Annotated in this window: 14 protein-coding genes and 1 pseudogene; 8 read left to right on the forward strand and 7 right to left on the reverse strand. The window is 74.4% G+C overall.

From position 1 onward, the window contains the following. The first annotated feature begins 92 nt into the window (after nt 1-92). The 3 genes from ABD350_RS16730 to ABD350_RS16740 all read left to right on the forward strand — a co-directional run bounded on the left by ABD350_RS16730 (nt 93) and on the right by ABD350_RS16740 (nt 3345). The gene (locus ABD350_RS16730; RefSeq protein ID WP_344348900.1) at nt 93-1538 is read left to right on the forward strand and encodes a hypothetical protein; all 1446 of its coding nucleotides are present in this window, start codon (nt 93-95) and stop codon (nt 1536-1538) included. Beyond that, complete coding sequence (locus tag ABD350_RS16735; RefSeq protein WP_344348902.1) at nt 1535-2482, forward strand: lysylphosphatidylglycerol synthase domain-containing protein; 948 nt, start codon at nt 1535-1537, stop codon at nt 2480-2482. The genes ABD350_RS16730 and ABD350_RS16735 overlap by 4 nt, the downstream gene beginning before the upstream one ends. Before the next feature lie 386 nt (nt 2483-2868). Then, nucleotides 2869-3345 (forward strand): DUF5709 domain-containing protein, encoded by a 477-nt coding sequence (locus ABD350_RS16740; RefSeq protein WP_344348903.1) that lies wholly within the window; start codon nt 2869-2871, stop codon nt 3343-3345. Between the two features lie 197 nt (nt 3346-3542). On the opposite strand, the gene ABD350_RS16745 is transcribed toward ABD350_RS16740, so the two are convergent. Continuing rightward, a complete protein-coding gene (locus tag ABD350_RS16745) occupies nt 3543-3749 on the reverse strand; it encodes a hypothetical protein (RefSeq protein ID WP_344348905.1) in 207 nt (68 codons plus the stop codon). A gap of 217 nt (nt 3750-3966) precedes the next feature. Here ABD350_RS16745 and ABD350_RS16750 point away from each other — a divergent pair, with 217 nt between their 5' ends. Together ABD350_RS16750 and ABD350_RS16755 are read left to right on the forward strand one after the other, a co-directional pair. After that, entirely contained in the window at nt 3967-5802 is a 1836-nt protein-coding gene (locus tag ABD350_RS16750; RefSeq protein WP_344348906.1) for a glycoside hydrolase family 15 protein, read from the forward strand. Between the two features lie 121 nt (nt 5803-5923). After that, entirely contained in the window at nt 5924-6160 is a 237-nt protein-coding gene (locus ABD350_RS16755) for a hypothetical protein (protein WP_344348907.1), read from the forward strand. Between the two features lie 291 nt (nt 6161-6451). Here ABD350_RS16755 and ABD350_RS16760 read toward each other — a convergent pair whose 3' ends face one another. The 4 genes from ABD350_RS16760 to ABD350_RS16775 form a co-directional block, all read right to left on the reverse strand. Then, a complete protein-coding gene (locus ABD350_RS16760) occupies nt 6452-9190 on the reverse strand; it encodes a SpoIIE family protein phosphatase (RefSeq protein ID WP_344348908.1) in 2739 nt (912 codons plus the stop codon). Between the two features lie 209 nt (nt 9191-9399). Beyond that, nucleotides 9400-9675 (reverse strand): DUF1232 domain-containing protein, encoded by a 276-nt coding sequence (locus ABD350_RS16765; RefSeq protein WP_344348909.1) that lies wholly within the window; start codon nt 9673-9675, stop codon nt 9400-9402. A 31-nt stretch (nt 9676-9706) separates the two neighbouring features. Further along, nucleotides 9707-10927, reverse strand: coding sequence for a hypothetical protein (locus ABD350_RS16770; RefSeq protein WP_344348910.1), 1221 nt, complete (start codon nt 10925-10927; stop codon nt 9707-9709). A gap of 540 nt (nt 10928-11467) precedes the next feature. Further along, on the reverse strand, nt 11468-12832 hold the full coding sequence (locus ABD350_RS16775) for an FAD-dependent oxidoreductase (RefSeq protein ID WP_344348911.1): 1365 nt from the start codon (nt 12830-12832) through the stop codon (nt 11468-11470). Between the two features lie 200 nt (nt 12833-13032). Between ABD350_RS16775 and ABD350_RS16780 the strand changes: the two genes are divergently transcribed. Then, entirely contained in the window at nt 13033-13665 is a 633-nt protein-coding gene (locus ABD350_RS16780; RefSeq protein ID WP_344348912.1) for a GNAT family N-acetyltransferase, read from the forward strand. Between the two features lie 21 nt (nt 13666-13686). On the opposite strand, the gene ABD350_RS16785 is transcribed toward ABD350_RS16780, so the two are convergent. Together ABD350_RS16785 and ABD350_RS16790 are read right to left on the reverse strand one after the other, a co-directional pair. After that, nucleotides 13687-14415 carry a lipoprotein gene (locus ABD350_RS16785; protein WP_344348913.1) on the reverse strand — a complete coding sequence of 243 codons (729 nt, stop codon included), beginning with the start codon at nt 14413-14415 and terminating at the stop codon, nt 13687-13689. A gap of 70 nt (nt 14416-14485) precedes the next feature. Next, nucleotides 14486-15142 carry a class I SAM-dependent methyltransferase gene (locus tag ABD350_RS16790; protein ID WP_344348914.1) on the reverse strand — a complete coding sequence of 219 codons (657 nt, stop codon included), beginning with the start codon at nt 15140-15142 and terminating at the stop codon, nt 14486-14488. A gap of 103 nt (nt 15143-15245) precedes the next feature. Here ABD350_RS16790 and ABD350_RS16795 point away from each other — a divergent pair, with 103 nt between their 5' ends. Then, entirely contained in the window at nt 15246-15704 is a 459-nt protein-coding gene (locus ABD350_RS16795; RefSeq protein ID WP_344348915.1) for a flavodoxin family protein, read from the forward strand. Nucleotides 15705-15901: 197 nt separating this feature from the next. After that, a pseudogene (locus ABD350_RS16800) lies at nt 15902-16728 on the forward strand (hypothetical protein); the annotation flags it as partial.

Below are 16728 nucleotides of genomic sequence, written 5' to 3' on the forward strand. Positions count from 1 at the left end.
GTCCGGCCGTGTTCTGCCCGCCCGCCTCCCGGCACTTGAGGGACGGCGGGGGACAGTGGACGCTACGACCCGTGGGGACGTGAGGGGTGGTCATGACCGGCAGCGTGGACGCGACACTCGACGCGGCGAGCCGTGCGCGCTCCGCCCCCGCTCGTACCACCTGGCCCCTCGCGGCCGTCGCCGGGGCCTTCACACTGGCCCAACTCCTCCTCGTACCGCCCGGCATGGGCCTCGGCTGGGACGAGACGGTGTACGTCAGCCAGGTCGGCGACCACGCCCCCGCCGCCTTCTTCAGCGCACCCCGCGCCCGGGGCGTCTCGCTGCTGGTCGCTCCCGTCGCGTCCTGGTCGTCGTCCACCGCGCTGCTGCGGCTCTACCTCGCCCTGCTGTCCGGCCTCGCCCTGTTCGCGGCCCTGCGCGCCTGGCGCGGACTCTTCCCCGCCCGCGTCCTGGCCCTGGCCGGCGGCCTGTTCGCCTCCCTGTGGGTGACCCTCTTCTACGGCCCCCAGGCCATGCCCAACCTCTGGGTCGCCCTCGGCGCGCTGGCCGCCGTCGGCTGCTTCCTGCGCGCCCGCACCGCCCGGACGGCCCTGTGGGGGCTGGCGGCCGGCGCGGCGCTGATGGCGTGGATGCGGCCGGTGGACGCGGTCTGGGCGACCCTGCCGCTGTTCGCCGCGGGCCTGGCCCGCCGTCGGTGGCGGGCCCTGCTCGTCCTGTCGGCCGGGCTCGCCGCCGGTGCCGTCCAGTGGGTGGCCGAGGCGTACACGAGCTACGGCGGCCTGGCCCGCCGGCTGGCCGACGGCTCGGCGATCCAGGGCGGCCTCGGCTGGCACCTCGCCGTCGTGGACCACCTGCGCGCCCTGGGCGGCCGGACGCTGTGCCGGCCGTGCTCCGGGGCCCTGCCGCACCCCCTGCTCACCGTGTGGTGGTTCGCCCTGCCCCTGCTCGCCGCGCTCGCCGTGGCCGTCGCCATCCGCGCCCGGCGCCCGGCGGCCACCCTGCTGCCGCTCGGCTGCGCGGCGACAGCCGCCTTCCCCTATCTGTTCCTGATCGGCTACGCGGCACCCCGTTTCCTGCTGCCCGCCTACGCCCTGCTGGCCGTTCCCCTCGCCGACGTCCTCGCCCGCCCGCTGACCGGCCGGCGCCCGGTGGTCCGGGCGCTGGTGTGCGCCGGACTCGCCGCGCACCTCGCGGCGCAGCTCGCCGTGGCCGTGCGGACGACCGAGAACACCGTCGGCGCGCGCGAGGCCTGGGCCGATACCGTGGCGGCACTGCATCACCGTGGCGTCCGCCCGCCCTGCCTGCTCACCGGTCACGAGGCCATCCCGGTTGCGTACGCCGCCGGCTGCGCCTCGGCCGCGACGGCCGGACCCAACGCCGACACCACCCCGGACGCCATCGCCCGCACCGCCCGGCGGATGCCGGTCGCCGCGCTGGTGCCGGCCGGAGCCGCACCGCCCGGGTACGCCCGCGGCTGGACGTCCGCGGCCGTCGGCACGGTCCGGCTGTACTACGTCGTCCCGGGCGCCGGCTCATGACATCGCCGGCCGGCCTCACCGCCTCGCTCGGCCGCCGGCGCGCCTACTGGCACGCCGGCGGCTGCCTCGTCGTCCTGCTCGGCGCGCTGTACCTGGTCCGCCGGCACTGGCCCGCCGTGGAAAGCGGGGCCGGGCGGCTGGCGGTCGCCGACCACGGCTGGCTGCTGACCGGCGCGGTGGCCGCCATGGGCACCTGGGCCGCCTCCGCGCTCGCCCAGCAGGGCGCCGTCGTGGGGCGGCTGCCCGGACCCCGGCTGCTCGCCGCGCAGTTCGCCGCCTCCGCAGCCAACCACCTGCTGCCCGCGGGGATCGGCGCGGGCGCGGTGAACCTGCGCTTCCTGATGCGCTGCGGACTGCCCGCCGGGCGCGCGGCCGGCGCGCTCGCCGTCAAGGCCGCCACGGGCGCCGCCGTCCGCCTGGCCCTGATCGCGCTGCTCGTCCCGGCCTGCCCCGGGCTGCTGCGCCTGCCCCACCTGTCCCCGGCGGCCCTCGCCGCCGCCGCGGGCCTGGCCGTACTGCTCGTGCTGCTGCTGGTCACACCCTGGCGGTCGCGGTGGAGGCGGGCGCTCGCCGCCGTGCTGGCCGACATCCGCGCGCTGCACGCCCGCCCGGCCCGCGCGGCGGCCCTGTGGGGCGGCTCGCTGGCCTTCGCCGTGCTGCACGCGCTGGTCCTCATCGCCGTCACCCGGGCCGTCGGGCTGCCGCTCGCCCCGCTCCAGGTGGCGCTGTTGTACCTCGCCGCGAGCAGCGCCGCCGCCCTGCTGCCCACCCCCGGCGGGCTCGGCTCGCTGGACGCGGCGCTGGCCCTCGCCCTCAGCGCCGCCGGCACCCCCGGCGCGGGCGCCGCGTCCGCGGTGCTCGGCTACCGGCTGCTGACCGTCTGGCTGCCGCTGCTGCCCGGCCTGCTGGTGCTCGGGGTGCTGGTGCGGCGCAAGGCGCTGTGACGCCCGGGAGTCCCCCGCGCTCCCGACGGGCAGGAGGGCGGACCGAGCGGCACCGCCGGACCAGGGCGGCTTTCCCTGCCCATGGGGAAGCCGTGCCGTGGTCTTTACTGCACACGGGTTGCAGGTACGCGGCGATGACATAAGGGTGGAGCACGCGCAATACGGAGGAACACCTCCCTGACGGCCGTCCCTGAACCGCTCCGCCCCCTCCCCGCTCGGCCCGGGCCCACCGCCCGGACCCGGCACCGCGTCCGTGGCTCCCGACGCGGCAGGAGCGGATCAGGGCCGGCGACGTCGGTGGCCGCCGTGCTCACGGCCGGTGGGATTAAGGCTCCGGCCGGGGGAAACGCGGACCAGGACGGTCCGTGAACCCTCAGGAGGCGACCATGAGCGACCAGCAGTCCGAGCAGACCCCCATGGCGGACGACGCCTACCAGCCGACCGGCGGCAACGAGGAACAGGAGGACGCCGGACCGCTGGACATGCAGGACGCGCTCGGCGAGCGCACCTACGACGACATGCTCGACGAGGGCTACTCCCCGCCCGAGCGTCCCCTGGGCGTCACCAAGCACGGCACCACCGCCGCCGAGCAGCACGAGGGGGAGACCCTCGACGAACGGCTCGGCCAGGAGGTGCCGGACGTCTCCGCGCCGCCCGGCGACGAGATCGGCGACCTGCCCGGCGGCGAGGGCGAACCACTCGACCCCGAGGCCGGCGCCGCCCGAGCGGGCCGCCTGGTCGCCCCCGACGAGGGCATCCACACCGACACCACCAGGGAAGAGGTCGCCCGGGACGTGGGTATCGACGGGGGAGCGGCGGGTGCCGAGGAAGCGGCGGTCCACGTGGTGGAGGAAGAGCCCTGACCCGGGCGGCACGCGATCGTCCGTCGAACGATCGCGTGCGGACGACGGCGGTTCGCCGCGGCGGCCGTGTGCCGGAGCGGCGGTCGGCCCAAACGGCCTCCTGCCGCCTCGGTGGTGCGCCGGAACAGCGCGGGCCGGGCGCTGTCCGCGCCCGGCCCCGCCGGCCCGCTCCTCTCGCGTCGGATCCCCGGACCGCCCTAGGGCAGCAGCTTCTCGATGGCCGCCGGGCCCTCCGACTCCAGCTTGCGACGCGCCCAGTCGAGGGTCTTCGGTGTGACGTCCCGGCCCGCCGCCATCACCAGGTCCTCAGGGCTGACGTCCCCGGCGGGCGCGGAGTGGAGCAGGGCGTCCGGGGTGCAGACGTCGTCCGACGCGCGGGACTCTTCGGGTGTGGATGCCGACATGATGCCTCCTCCTCGGTCCGGATGACCGCATCCGTGCCGGTGCCTCCGAACGGGGCACACTCTCACCATTGCCCGCCCCGGCGCACCCTGCATCCGGAAGACGCCGGGGGCGGGTTGCGGAGCGCGTTCCCGCGCCACGGCAAACCACTCGCCCCTAAGCTGGAAAACATCCCGTAAGCGGGAAAACGCCCCCGCAACGCCCACCGGGAGGCCGCCGATGGCCGCGACGCCGTTCCCCGAGGACGCCCCCAGCCCCCGCTACCTGCCCATCGCCGACCACGGCCTCATCGGCGACCTGCGCAGCGTGGCCCTGGTCGGCACCGACGGCACGATCGACTGGTACTGCTGCCCCTCCTTCGACTCCCCGAGCGTCTTCGCGGCGATCCTCGACGCCGAGCGCGGCGGACGCTACGAGCTGGCCGCCGCCGTCCCCGCGCGCACCAAACAGTTCTACTTCCCCGACACCAACGTGCTGATCACCCGCTTCTTCAGCGAGGAGGGCGTCGGCGAGGTGCAGGACTTCATGCCCATCGGCTGCGATGATGCCCGCGAGGTGAGCCGGCACCGGCTGATCCGGCGCGTGGTGTGCGTCCGCGGCACCGTCCCCTTCCGGGCCCTGATCGCGCCGCGCTTCGACTACGGCGCCGCCCCGCACGTCCTGCGCACCGTGGACGGCATGGTCTTCTTTGAGTCCCCGGCCCTGTCCCTGGCGCTCACCTCGACCGTCGCCGTGGAGACCGACGGCCGGGACGCGCGGGCCGAGTTCAAGCTGACCGAGGGCGAGACCGCGGTGTTCGCCCTCGACCAGCTCGGCCCGTGGGTACCGCCCCGCGCCTGCGCCCACGCCGAGGCCGAACACGAGTTCAACGCCACCGTCGCCTACTGGCGCCGGTGGCTGCACCAGTCCCGCTACCGGGGCCGCTGGCGCGAGATGGTGCACCGCTCGGCCCTCACCCTGAAGCTGCTCACCTACGCCCCCACCGGGGCCATCGTCGCCGCGCCCACCACCAGCCTGCCCGAGCAGCTCGGCGGCGAGCGCAACTGGGACTACCGCTATGTGTGGGTCCGCGACGCCGCCTTCGCCGTCTACGCGCTGCTCAGGCTCGGCTTCAGCGGCGAGGCCGAGGCCTTCATGAAGTTCCTGACCACGCACATCAGCCCCGGCGACGGCGCCGCCTCGGGGCCGTTGCAGATCATGTACGGCATCGACGGCCGCGCCGACCTGCCCGAACGCGAGCTGCCCCATCTGGAGGGACACCTCGGCTCCGCGCCGGTCCGGGTCGGCAACGCCGCCGCCGGCCAGCTCCAGCTGGACATCTACGGCGCCCTGATCGACTCGGTCTACCTCTACGACAAGTGGGCGCAGCCCATCTCCAGCGGGCAGTGGGACGACCTGTGCCATCTGGTCGACTGGCTGTGCGACCACTGGGACCAGCCCGACGAGGGCGTCTGGGAGACCCGGGGCGGACGCAAGAACTTCCTGTACTCGCGGCTGATGTGCTGGGTCGCCATCGAGCGGGCCATCCGGCTGGCCAACCACCGCGGGCTGCCCGCCGACCACCGCCGCTGGCGCCAGGCCCGGGACGCCGTCTACCGGCGGATCATGGACCGCGGTTGGTCGCAGCGCCGGGGCGCGTTCGTCCAGTACGAGGGAGCCGACGTCCTCGACGCCTCCGTGCTGATGATGCCCCTCGCCAAGTTCATCGCCCCCACCGACCCCAAGTGGCTGTCCACCCTGGACGCCCTCACCGAGGACCTCGTCTCCGACTCCCTCGTCTACCGCTACGACCCGAAGGTCAGCCCCGACGGCCTCCGCGGCGACGAAGGCACCTTCTCCATCTGCTCCTTCTGGTACGTCGAGGCGCTGGTGCGGGCCGGCCGGCTCGACGAGGCGCGGCTGGCCTTCGAGAAGATGCTCACCTACGCCAACCACCTCGGCCTGTACGCCGAGGAGATCGGCCGCACCGGCGAGCAACAGGGCAATTTCCCGCAGGCGTTCACCCATCTGTCCCTGATCAGCGCCGCGTTCAACCTGGACCGCGCCCTCGGCTGAGCCCGCGAGCGACGAGGAGCGGCAACCGCCCGATCGGCCGGTGTGTCCGCAGGTCGCACGGGTACCCGGGGTCTCCCACAGCGGAATCGACCCAAGTCTCGACAGAAGGAGGAGACCCGGGATGACCAGCACCAGCGAGACCGGCGACGTCACCGGCACCCGCGACAAGGACTACAACCTCATCTGGTACGTCGAGGCGTGCCTGAGCAACGCCCTGCGGCTGGAGCAGTACATCCAGGACGCCGAGCGGGACGGGGACAACGAGGTCGTGGAACTGTTCCGCAAGGCCCAGTCCGACAGCCGCAAGGGCGCGGAACTGGGCAAGCAACTGCTCCGCTCCCGCCTCAACGGCGGCTGACCGCCGCTCACGCTCAGGCGAACCGGGAACCCGGGACGGGCCCGGCGGACCGTACGCGCGCGGTCACCGCGCGGCCAGGTGCCGACCACGGCCATGGCGAACGCGGTGCACCCGGTGCCGTCGTCCGCCGGGCCGTCGTCGTCCCCGTCGGCCCGCCCGCTCGGCGTCGGCGGCCCGTACCCGTCGCGGGGCCCCGGGCACACCCCCCGGTGTCCAGGGCTTCCCGGGCGGCGAGCGCAGATCGTCACCCCTCGCCCGCGGCGCCTCAAGGGGACTCCGCGGCCCCCGCGCTCACGGCAGCGGCTGTTCCGCCCAGATGACCTTGCCGTGGGGGGTGTAGCGGGTGCCCCAGCGTTCGGCGAGCTGGGCCACCAGGAACAGGCCCCGGCCGCCCTCGTCGGTGCTCGCCGCGTACCGCAGGTGCGGCGAGGTCGTGCTGCGGTCGGAGACCTCGCAGATCAGGGCGCGGTCACGCAGCAGCCGTACCGCGATCGGGCCGCGCCCGTAGCGGATGGCGTTGGTGACCAGCTCGCTCAGGATCAGCTCTGTGGTGAACGCCAGCTCCTCCAGCCCCCAGTCGGCCAGCCGACGGGTCACCGAGGACCGTACGTGGGACACCGCCGCCGGATCGGTCGGCACCTGCCACTGCGCGACCCGGTCGCCGCCGAGCACCCGGGTGCGGGCCACGATCAGCGCCACGTCGTCGCTCGGCCGGGCCGGCAGCCGGTCCAGCACCGCCCGGCACGTCTCCTCCGGCGAGGCACCCGGCGTCCGCCGCAGGGCGTCGCCCAGCAGGCCGAGCCCCTCGTCGATGTCCCGCTCCCGGTCCTCCACCAGACCATCGGTGTATAGCACCAGCCGGCTGCCCTCCGCCAGCTCCAGCTCCTCCGTCTCGAACGGCAGCCCGCCCAGGCCCAGCGGGGGGCCCGCGGGCACGTCCGGGAACTCCACCGTGCCGTCCGGGTGCACCAGCGCGGGCGGCGGATGGCCGGCCCGGGCCACGGTGCACCGCCGGGACACCGGGTCGTAGATGGCGTACAGGCAGGTCGCGCCCGTCACCACGGCCCCGCCCGCCACCGCCGTCTCGTCCTGGTCGAGCCGCCCCACCAGTTCGTCCAACAGACCGAGCAGCTCGTCCGGCGGCAGGTCGAGCGCCGAGAAGTTGTGCACGGCCGTCCGCAGCCGCCCCATCGTCGCCGCCGCGTGCAGCCCGTGCCCCACCACGTCCCCGACGACGAGCGCCACCCGGGCCCCCGACAGCGGCAGCACGTCGAACCAGTCGCCGCCGACCCCCGCCTGGGCCGGCAGATAGCGGTAGGCGATCTCCAGGGCTCCCTGCTCGGGCAGGGAACGCGGCAGCAGACTGCGCTGGAGGGTGACGGCCATGCTGTGCTCGCGGGTGTACCGGCGGGCGTTGTCGATGGAGACCGCCGCCCGCGCCACCAGCTCCTCCGCCAGGGACACCTCCTCGGCGTCGAACGGCTGCGGCTTCTCCGCCCGCCAGAAGTTCGCCAGGCCCAGCACCAGGCTGCCCGCCCGCAGCGGCACGGTGATCAGCGAGTGGATGCCGTAGTCCAGCACCTGGTCGGTGCGCTCCAGATCCTGCGCCCGCCAGCCGGGCGCCTCGCGCAGCCGCTCCACCACGACCGACTGCCCCGTGGTCAGCGCCCGGGCCTGCGGCGAGGTGGGCACGAACCGGATCCGCTCACCGAGCGGATACAGCGGGGAGTCCTCCCGCACCCCCGCGCAGGCCGTGCGGCGCAGCGCCGTGCCCGGCCGGGGCTCCTCCCCGTTCAGCACCGGGTCGAACAGGTCCACGGTGGCGAAGTCCGCGAACCGGGGCACCGCCAAAGAGGCCAGCTCCTCGGCGGTCCGGGCCACGTCCAGGCTGGTGCCGATGGTCACCCCGGCGTCGTAGAGCATGTTCAGCCGCTCCCGGGCCACCTCGGCCCGGCCCGACAGGGCGCGCAGCTCGGTGGAGTCGCGCAGGGTGGTGACGCTGCCGGCCGGGCCGCCGCGCAGATCGGTGGGCCGCTGGTTGATCGCCAGCAGCCGGTCCTTGACCAGGTGCACCTCGTCCGTGGCGATCCGCCCCGAGGCCAGCAGGTCCGCCGTCTCGTCGTCCAGACCCAGCTGGAGCACATGCCGCCGCTCGGCGTCCGCGGGCAGGTCCAGCAGCCGGTGGGCCTCGTCGTTGGCGAGCAGCAGCCGGCCGTCGCCGCCCACGATCAGGACACCCTCGCGGACGGCGTGCAGCACCGCGTCGTGGTGCTCGTACATCCGGGTCATCTCGTACGGCCCCAGGCCGTGCGTCTGGCGCAGCAGCCGCCTGCTGACCAGGGCCGTGCCCGCGGTGGCCAGCGCCAGCGCGGCGGCCGCCGCCGCGAGCAGCAGCGGCAGCTGCCGGTCGGCGGTACCGCCCACGTGCGCGGTGGTGATCCCGGCGGACACCAGCCCCACCACCTTGCCCGCCGGGTCCCGCACCGGCACCACGACCTGCACCAGCGGGCCGATGGTGCCGGTGATGTGCTCGGTGACCGTCCGGCCGGCCAGGGCCGGGGCGATCGTGCCGACGAACCTCTTGCCGATGCGGTCGGGCTTGGGGTGGGTGTAGCGGACGCCCTCGGTGTTCATCACCACGACGAAGTCCACGCCGGTCGCCTTGCGGACGGCCTCCGCGCGCGGCTGCAGCACGGCCGTGGGATCGGCGGAGCGCAGGGCCTCCCGCGTGCCCGGCGCGTTGGCGAAGGTCTGCGCCACGGCCAGGGAGCGGTTGCCGGCCTCCACGTCGGTGTCGTGCCGGACCTGGAGCACCTGGGCCACCACGGCCGCGACGACCAGCAGCAGCACGATCACCACTTGCAGGAGGAACACCTGGCCGGCCACGCTGCGCCCGGTCGCGGCCGACCGGAGCACCCCGGACCGGTCGCCGCCCGACGCGCGTGCCCGGCGCGGTGGGCGGTGCGGTGCGCGCGGGTGCCCGAACGCTCGGGGCGGCCGGGGAGCGGACCGGCCGGGCAGTCGCACCATGTGCCCATGTCTACACTGCCCGGCGCCGTGAGGCGAGAGCGTCACCCGAGGCGCCGACGGCCGACCGGAGGGCCCCCGACCGGCAGCGGAAGCGGCCCCGCGCCGCCCGGGCCCGCGGATCCACCCCGAGGAGGCGGGGGACGCACCCGGGCGGCCCGGCCGTGCGTTCCCCGGTCCGCCAGGGGTCGGTGGCCGGCGGCCGGCGGAGGTCAGAGCTCGGGCGTCCGGCGCGGCAGCGGCATACTGCGCAGGGCGAGCAGCAGGACGCCGATGTCGTCCAGGTACACCGGGTCGGGCAGCAGGTCGGTGGGCAGCAGCAGATAGGCGACCGCGCCCCAGAACACCCACCGCGGGCCCGTCGGCAGCCCCGCCCGCCGCAGCGTGCGCCGGGCCCGCACCAGCCGCACCAGCAGGGCTACGGCGGCGGCGAGCAGCACCGCCGCCACGCAGGCCGCGATCAGCAGCAGGGTGGTGGTCGTGTCCATCGGGGCTCCTTGTCCGGGCCGTAGGGGAGGATCAGGACGGTTTCTCGTCCACCGGCGCCGGTGTGCCGGCCGGTGCGCCGGCGCCGTCGGCCGCGCCGGACGGGGCGTCCTGGGCGGGTTCCGGCTCCTGCCGTCCCCACACGGGCAGTTTGAGCCGTTCGAACGTCCGCGTCAGCTGCTGCAGCGCACCCGGTGTCCGGGGGCCGGGCCGCTGCTGGGGCAGGGCGGCCGGGGGCACGTCCCGGTAGGCGGCCAGGGCCTCCAGTGCCTGCTCGGCGGCCTGCTTGTAAAGGTCCCGGGACTTCGTCATGGCCTCCAGCGCGTCGGCGTACATCGCGACCAGCCGCCGCTCGCGCTCCAACCGCTCCTGGAGGGTCATCAGGGTCCAGTTCTCGCGCAGATCCGTCAGCGCGTCGGCGGCGTCCGGGGACAGGGGCCGGGGCAGGGCGACGAAGTGCCGTAGCGCCGCGACGAGTTCGGCCGGCTCCGAGCCGTCCAGGAAGACGTTGCGCACGCTGTGCTCCCGGCGGTCGTAATCCCGCGGCGCGGGGTCCGGTGGCAGCAGGACCGCGCCGCCGCGCGGCACCTCCACGCCCAGGTCCTTCAGCGCCCAGTTGACCCCGCGCAGCTGCTGCGGCGCGGCCCGGTGCTCGATCACGCGGTGCCGCAGACCGGGCGGGAACAGCCCCGCGAGCGGCAGCCGGCCCCGCTCGTCCGGCGTCATCGCCTCGTGTACGACGACATGGACACACCACGCCTCCCGGGCCGCGTCCCGTAGCCGGCGCCGCATCTCCTTGTCGTCCTCGGGGAGCGGGTTGACGTGCCGGAAGCGCAGACCGGCGACCGTGGGGTGATGGTCCCAGGAGCCGTCGTCGTCGCCGGAACCGTCGTCGTCACCGGAGCCGCCGTCGGGCCAGAACAGGGTCGCGGGCGAGGGCCAGGCGTCGTCCCACGGCCGCTCCGCCTCCGCGACCAGCCGCCACTCGTGCCCCTGCGGCCGGTCCCGCCGCGGTGCGAGGGTCAGCCGGGCCCGCACGGTCACCGTGCCGCCGGCCCGCCAGCGGGCCTCGAAGACCCGTCGGCCGGGATCCCCGGCCGCGGGCGGCTCGGCGAAGTCGTCGATGTCCCCGCTCTCCTTGTGCCGGCGCAGGGTGCGCCGGACGACGTCCTCGGGGGCGGGGCCGGTGTGGCGGCCCCGCACCGCCCAGAGTGTCGGCGGGACGGTGGCGTGGTCGGTGGCGGAGTTCGACATGAGCCAATCTGCTGATGGGGGCGGGTGCGCCTCCCAGTATCACCGCTCGGCGGCGTGACCCGGGCGTGGGGGCCGAACCCCGCGCGTCGGCCGGGGGCACGCCCGGCGCACCGGCAGGCGACCGTACGCCCGGATCCGGTACGGCGTACGCCCGGTGCCGGCCGGGCACGGCCGGCGCGAACCGTACGCCTCCCGGGGCCGCGCTCGCCCTGACGGCGGTGGGTCTGCTCGTCCTCGCGGCCGGGATCGCCGCCCTGTGTCCCCGGCTGGACGTGCCTGCCCGGAGCCGGTGTGGTGCGTGGCGGCGGCCTCGGCCGGACGGCGACCCTGGTGCCTGCCGCCCGCGCCCTGGCCGTGACCGCGGGCCGCGCGACCTCGTCCGCCGCTGACCGGCCGCCCAGATCCGCTACCCGGGTCCGCCGCGCGGGGCCGCTACCCCGGTCCACTACCCCGGTCTGCCGCCCCGGGTCTGCCGCCCGGGCCGTCCGGCATCGCACGCGGCCCGGGCCGGTCCGCCGTCTTCTCGGTGCGGCCGGGGCCTTACGCCCCGCTCTCCCGCAGCATGTCCTCGCGCTCGACGATCTTCACCCGCTCGCGGCCCTGCGGCTCGCCGAGCGCGCGCTCGGCGGCGTCCAGCTTGTACCAGCCCTCCCAGGTGGTGAAGCGGACATTCCGCTCGGCGAGGAAGGCGTCCACGGCCTCCGGCTCGGGCGCGGACGGGGTGTGCAGCCGGCCGTTCGCGTAGTCGTCCAGCAGGTTGGCCACGGTCTCGTTGGCGTCACCCTTGGTGTGGCCGATGAGACCGACCGGGCCGCGCCGGATCCAGCCGGTGACGTAGGTGGACTGAAGGTGGGTGCCGCCGTCCTCGACGACCCGGCCGCCCTCGTCCGGCACGGTCCCGGAGTCGTCGTCCCAGGGCAGCTTGGGCAGCTTCTCGGAGAGATAGCCGACCGCACGGTAGACGGCCGTGACGTCCCAGTCCTTGAAGACGCCGGTGCCCTTGACGTTGCCGGTGCCGTCCAGGGCGGTGCGCTCGGTGCGCAGACCGACGACCTTGCCGTCCTCGCCCAGGATCTCCGCCGGGGACTCGAAGAAGTGCAGGTAGAGCTTGTGCGGACGGTTGCCGGTGTCCCGGATCGCCCAGTTCTCCAGCGTCTTGGCGACCATGTCGGCCTGCTTGTTGCCGCGCCGGGTCTCGATCGAGCCCTCGTCGTAGTCGATGTCCTCGGGGTCGACGATGACCTCGATGTTCGGGGAGTGGTCCAGCTCGCGCAGCTCCATCGGGCTGAACTTCGCCTGGGCCGGGCCCCGGCGGCCGAAGACGTGGATCTCCACGGCCTTGTTGGCCTTCAGACCGTCGTAGACGTTCGGCGGGATCTCGGTCGGCAGCAGCTCGTCGGCGGTCTTGGCCAGGATGCGGGCCACGTCCAGGGCCACGTTGCCGACACCGAGCACGGCGACCTTCTCCGCCTCCAGCGGCCAGGTGCGCGGCACGTCCGGGTGGCCGTCGTACCAGGACACGAAGTCGGCGGCGCCGTAGGAGCCGTCCAGGTCGATGCCGGGTATGGGCAGCGCCCGGTCGGCCATCGCGCCGGTGGAGAAGATCACCGCGTCGTAGAAGGCGCGGAGGTCGTCCAGGTTGAGGTCCGCCGGGTAGTCGACGTTGCCGAAGAGACGGATCTGCGGCTTGTCGAGTACCTGGTGCAGGGCGGTGATGATGCCCTTGATGCGCGGGTGGTCGGGCGCGACGCCGTACCGGATCAGGCCGAACGGGGCGGGCATCCGCTCGAAGAGGTCGATGGACACGCCGGGGTCGGCGGCCACCTCGGACTTGAGCAGGGCGTCGGCGGCGTAGATCCCGGCGGGGCCGGCTCCGACGATGGCTACCCGCAGGGGGCGCGGCATGATCAGGTTCCCTTCGAGCGTGAATGGGCGACTTGATCAGGAAGCCTAAACTAAGGCAGACCTTACCTGGTACGGGGGTCCGCCCTATGACCTCATAAGTCGACCTTATGACTCATCCAGGGGTGCCTTATGTGTGCCCGTGTCCGCCCGGACTCGGCGCACATCTTGTGGGAGCGCTCCCAAAAGATCACTATGGGGCCATGTCCTTCCCCGACCCGGCCCCCCTGATCCGGCCCTACCGCCCCGCCGACCGAGACGCCGTCGCCGACGTCTGTGCCCGCACCGCGCACCTCGGCGGCGACTCCCGGGCGCTCTACCCCGACCCGGACCTCATGCCGTCCCTCTTCGCCGATCCGTACTGCCACTTCGACCCGGACCTCGCCTTCGTCCTGGACGACGGCACGGGCCGGGTCGTGGGCTACATCCTCGGCACCGCGGACACCGAGCGCTTCGTCGCGGACTTCCGGCGCGTCTGGATACCCCGGCTGGCCGGCCGCTACCCCGAGCCCGCCGGGCCGCCGCGCACGCCCACCGAGGAGATGATCCGGCTGCTGCACCATCCGGAGCGGATGCTGCTGCCGGAACTCGCCGCCTACCCCGCCCACCTGCACATCGACCTGCTGCCGCGCTGGCAGGGGCGAGGGCACGGCCGCCGGTTGCTGCACACCTTCCTGGACGCCCTGTACGGACACGGCGTCCAGGCGGTCCACCTGGGCATGGTCACCGCCAACACCGCCGCCCGCGCGTTCTACGACCGGGTCGGTTTCCACCCGATCCCGGTACCGGACCCCGGCCCCCTCACCTACCTGGGCCGGACCACGGCCAGGGACTGAGGAAGGGCCCGGCGGCGGTCCTCAGGAGAGCGTGAGCGTCCGCTTGGCGAGGTCGTACGCGGGCAGCATCTCCTCGTGCTCCCGTGTGTCCAGGCCGCCGAGGTGCAGGACGACCGGGCCGTCGGGCGTGCCGACCGCGAAGGCGCTCTCCTCCTTGGTCTCCTCCAGGAGCTTGTTCGTCTTCAGGTACTCCACCTCCACGGCGGCGACACCGCCGCCGGTCTTGAAGGAGTGGTACTCGGCCTTGTCGACGTCCTTCTCGGCGGCGACGAACGCGCGCAGCACCCCGCCCGCGTCGGCGTCGCCGGGCCTGCCCTTCCACACGCGCAAAAAGCCGATGTTCCCCGACGGCTTGGCGTCGATCTCGCAGGCCGCGGTGACCGGCCCCTGCCGGAGCAGCGCCTCGGCCAGTTCCCCGGCCAGGTCGCCGTCCTCGCCGTTCCCGCCGTCCTCGCCCTCCGAGACCTGGGACAACTCCTTGTCGGCGTCGATGGACTTGGGCTTCCAGTCCTTCGCGATGCCGAAGCTGACGGGCAGTTCACAGGCCGAACCGGCCGGGCCCACAGTGCCGCCGCGGTCCGCCGCCGCGGCCTTCTTCCCGTTGTCCCCGGCCGCCCCCTCGGCTCCCGCCGACGCGCTCGCGGACGTCTTCCCGTCGTCGTCCGCCGCCTCGGCGCAACCGCCGAGCAGCACCGCGAGCGCCGCCGCGACGGCCGCGCGACCGCCGACTTTCCCCACCCTGACCTGCACTGTCGTCTCCTGTTCGATGCGGAGCCGCAACTCTAGCCGAGGGCACCGACAACGCCGGACGGAACGCGGCTCACCGGTCCGCCGGCGGCTGGGCCGGGCGCCGGGCGTGCACGAACAGCTGCGGTTCGGGCGTGGCCTCGGGAAGACGGGGGGTGAACCGGGAGTGCTGCTCGGCCAGCACCGTCAGGCCGGCGCCGGTCACCAGGCCGGTGAAGGCCTCCGCGCCGAAACTGGTCAGCCGTATGGGCTGTCCCATGAAGACGCCCTGGACGTCCTCCACGTCGAGGGGGACGGTGGCCAGCGCGACGAGGCCGCCGGGCCGTACCGCCCGCGCCAGCTTCGCCACGACGGCCGCCTGTTCCGCGCGTGACATCTGGAGCAGCGAGAAGTACGCGCACACCGCGTCGAACGAGGCCTCCGCGAGCGACGCCCGACGGATGTCGGCGAGCCGGAACTCCGCCCCGGGCACCTGCCGGGCGGCCAGGTCCACCATGACCGGCGAGACATCGATGCCCAGCACCCGGTGCCCGGCCCCGGCCAGCGTCTGCGCGGTCGGCCGTCCCGTTCCGCTGCCCACGTCCAGCACCCTGCTGCCCGGCGTCAACCGCTCCAGCAGCCAGTCCAGCGACGCCCGGCGCGCCGTGGAATCGGCGAACGCCCGCTCGTAGTCCAGGCCCAGCGCGTCGAACACCACGGCGGCCGGCGTCCGGTGGTTCTCCTCGGCCATGACGACTCACGACTCCTCTCGCCACCCCGGCGGCGCGTCCCTCGCGCCGCCCGGCGCCGCCCGCCGTTTGCGCCCGCGGCGACCGCACGGCAGGGTGCCGGGTGTGCCTACCCTGCTGATCGTCCATCACACCCCGTCGCCGAACTGCCGGGCGCTGTTCGAAGCCGTCGTGTCGGGCGCCACCACACCGGAGATCGAGGGCGTCCGCGTCGTACACCGGGCGGCCCTGTCGGCCACCGCCTCCGATGTGCTGGCAGCCGACGGATACCTGCTCGGCACGCCCGCCAACCTCGGCTACATGTCCGGCGCGCTCAAGCATTTCTTCGACCAGGTGTACTACCCCTGCCTGGACGAGACCAGGGGCCGCCCCTTCGGCTACTACGTCCACGGGGGCAACGACGTCACCGGTGCCGTGCGCGCCGTCGAGACCGTCACCACGGGTCTGGGCTGGCGCCGGGCGGCCGACCCGGTGACCGTCACCGGCGAGCCGGGCAGGGCCGACACCGAGGCGTGCTGGGAACTGGGCGCCACGGTCGCGGCGGGACTGATGCCCGGCGACTGAGCGAGGGCCCGGCACCGTCGGCCGGCGGCCCGGGGCACCGGCTCCCCTCACGCGGCCACTGGAGTGATCTTCATGCGATTGCGTCCGGTGACCGGCGTGGACCGAAACCCACCCCAGACCGCTCTGTTAATCCTATTTATGTGTTTATTGGTGCACTGGTCGGGTGCGGACGGGCCGTCGGGACACGCCTCCCCGCGGTGCTGCCCCTGCTCATGGCCGTGTCGGCCGGAGCGGTGGACCGCGCCGTAGCCGACGGCGCGGGCACCCACGGGCTCGCCCTGGAGGTCACCGTCAACACCAGGCCCGGCACCGGCGCGACCCGGCCCGGCATCCGCGTCGGACGCCCGCTGGTGAAGACGTACCGCCTGATCAACCGGACCGGGGCCGACCTCTACGACGTCCGGGTGAGCGACCCGGGCCTGCCCGGCGCCGTCATCCGCTGCCCCGGCGGCGGCGACCACCTGCGCATGCTCCGCGGCCTCGACTCGGCGACGTGCACCGCGTGGTCCACCGCGCGCGAGGGCACCTGGATCGCGGACGTCACGGCCGTCGGCCGCGTCCCCTCCCTCGGCTACGAGTCCCGGGCGTCGGCCCGCTCCGGATACACGGGCGTCGGCGGCCGGCTGTCGCTGACCGAGACCGTGACGACCGGCGGCGAAGTCACCGACGGCGTCCTTCTCCTCGGCCGGGCCACCGTCTTCTACGACGTGACCAACACCGGCAACCGTACGGTGTACGACCTGCGGTTCACCGACCCCGTCCTCCAGCCCTCCGCCATCGTCTGCGCGACGGGTGACGACACTCTCCCGAGTCTGGACCCGGGCGTCACGGCGCGGTGCGTGGCGACCGTCGAGCGGTTCCCGGGGGAGTACCTCAGCGAGGGACACGTCAAGGGCACCGACAAGCTCACCACGCTCCGGCCCGACGGCTGCCCGGAGCGGCCACCGAAGCTCAAGGCCTGGGCACCCGGCGGGTTCACGCTGTACCCACCCCCACCCCCACCCCCACCCCCACCCCCGCCCCC

The organism is Streptomyces nogalater (assembly GCF_039532885.1).
GTDB lineage: Bacteria > Actinomycetota > Actinomycetes > Streptomycetales > Streptomycetaceae > Streptomyces > Streptomyces nogalater.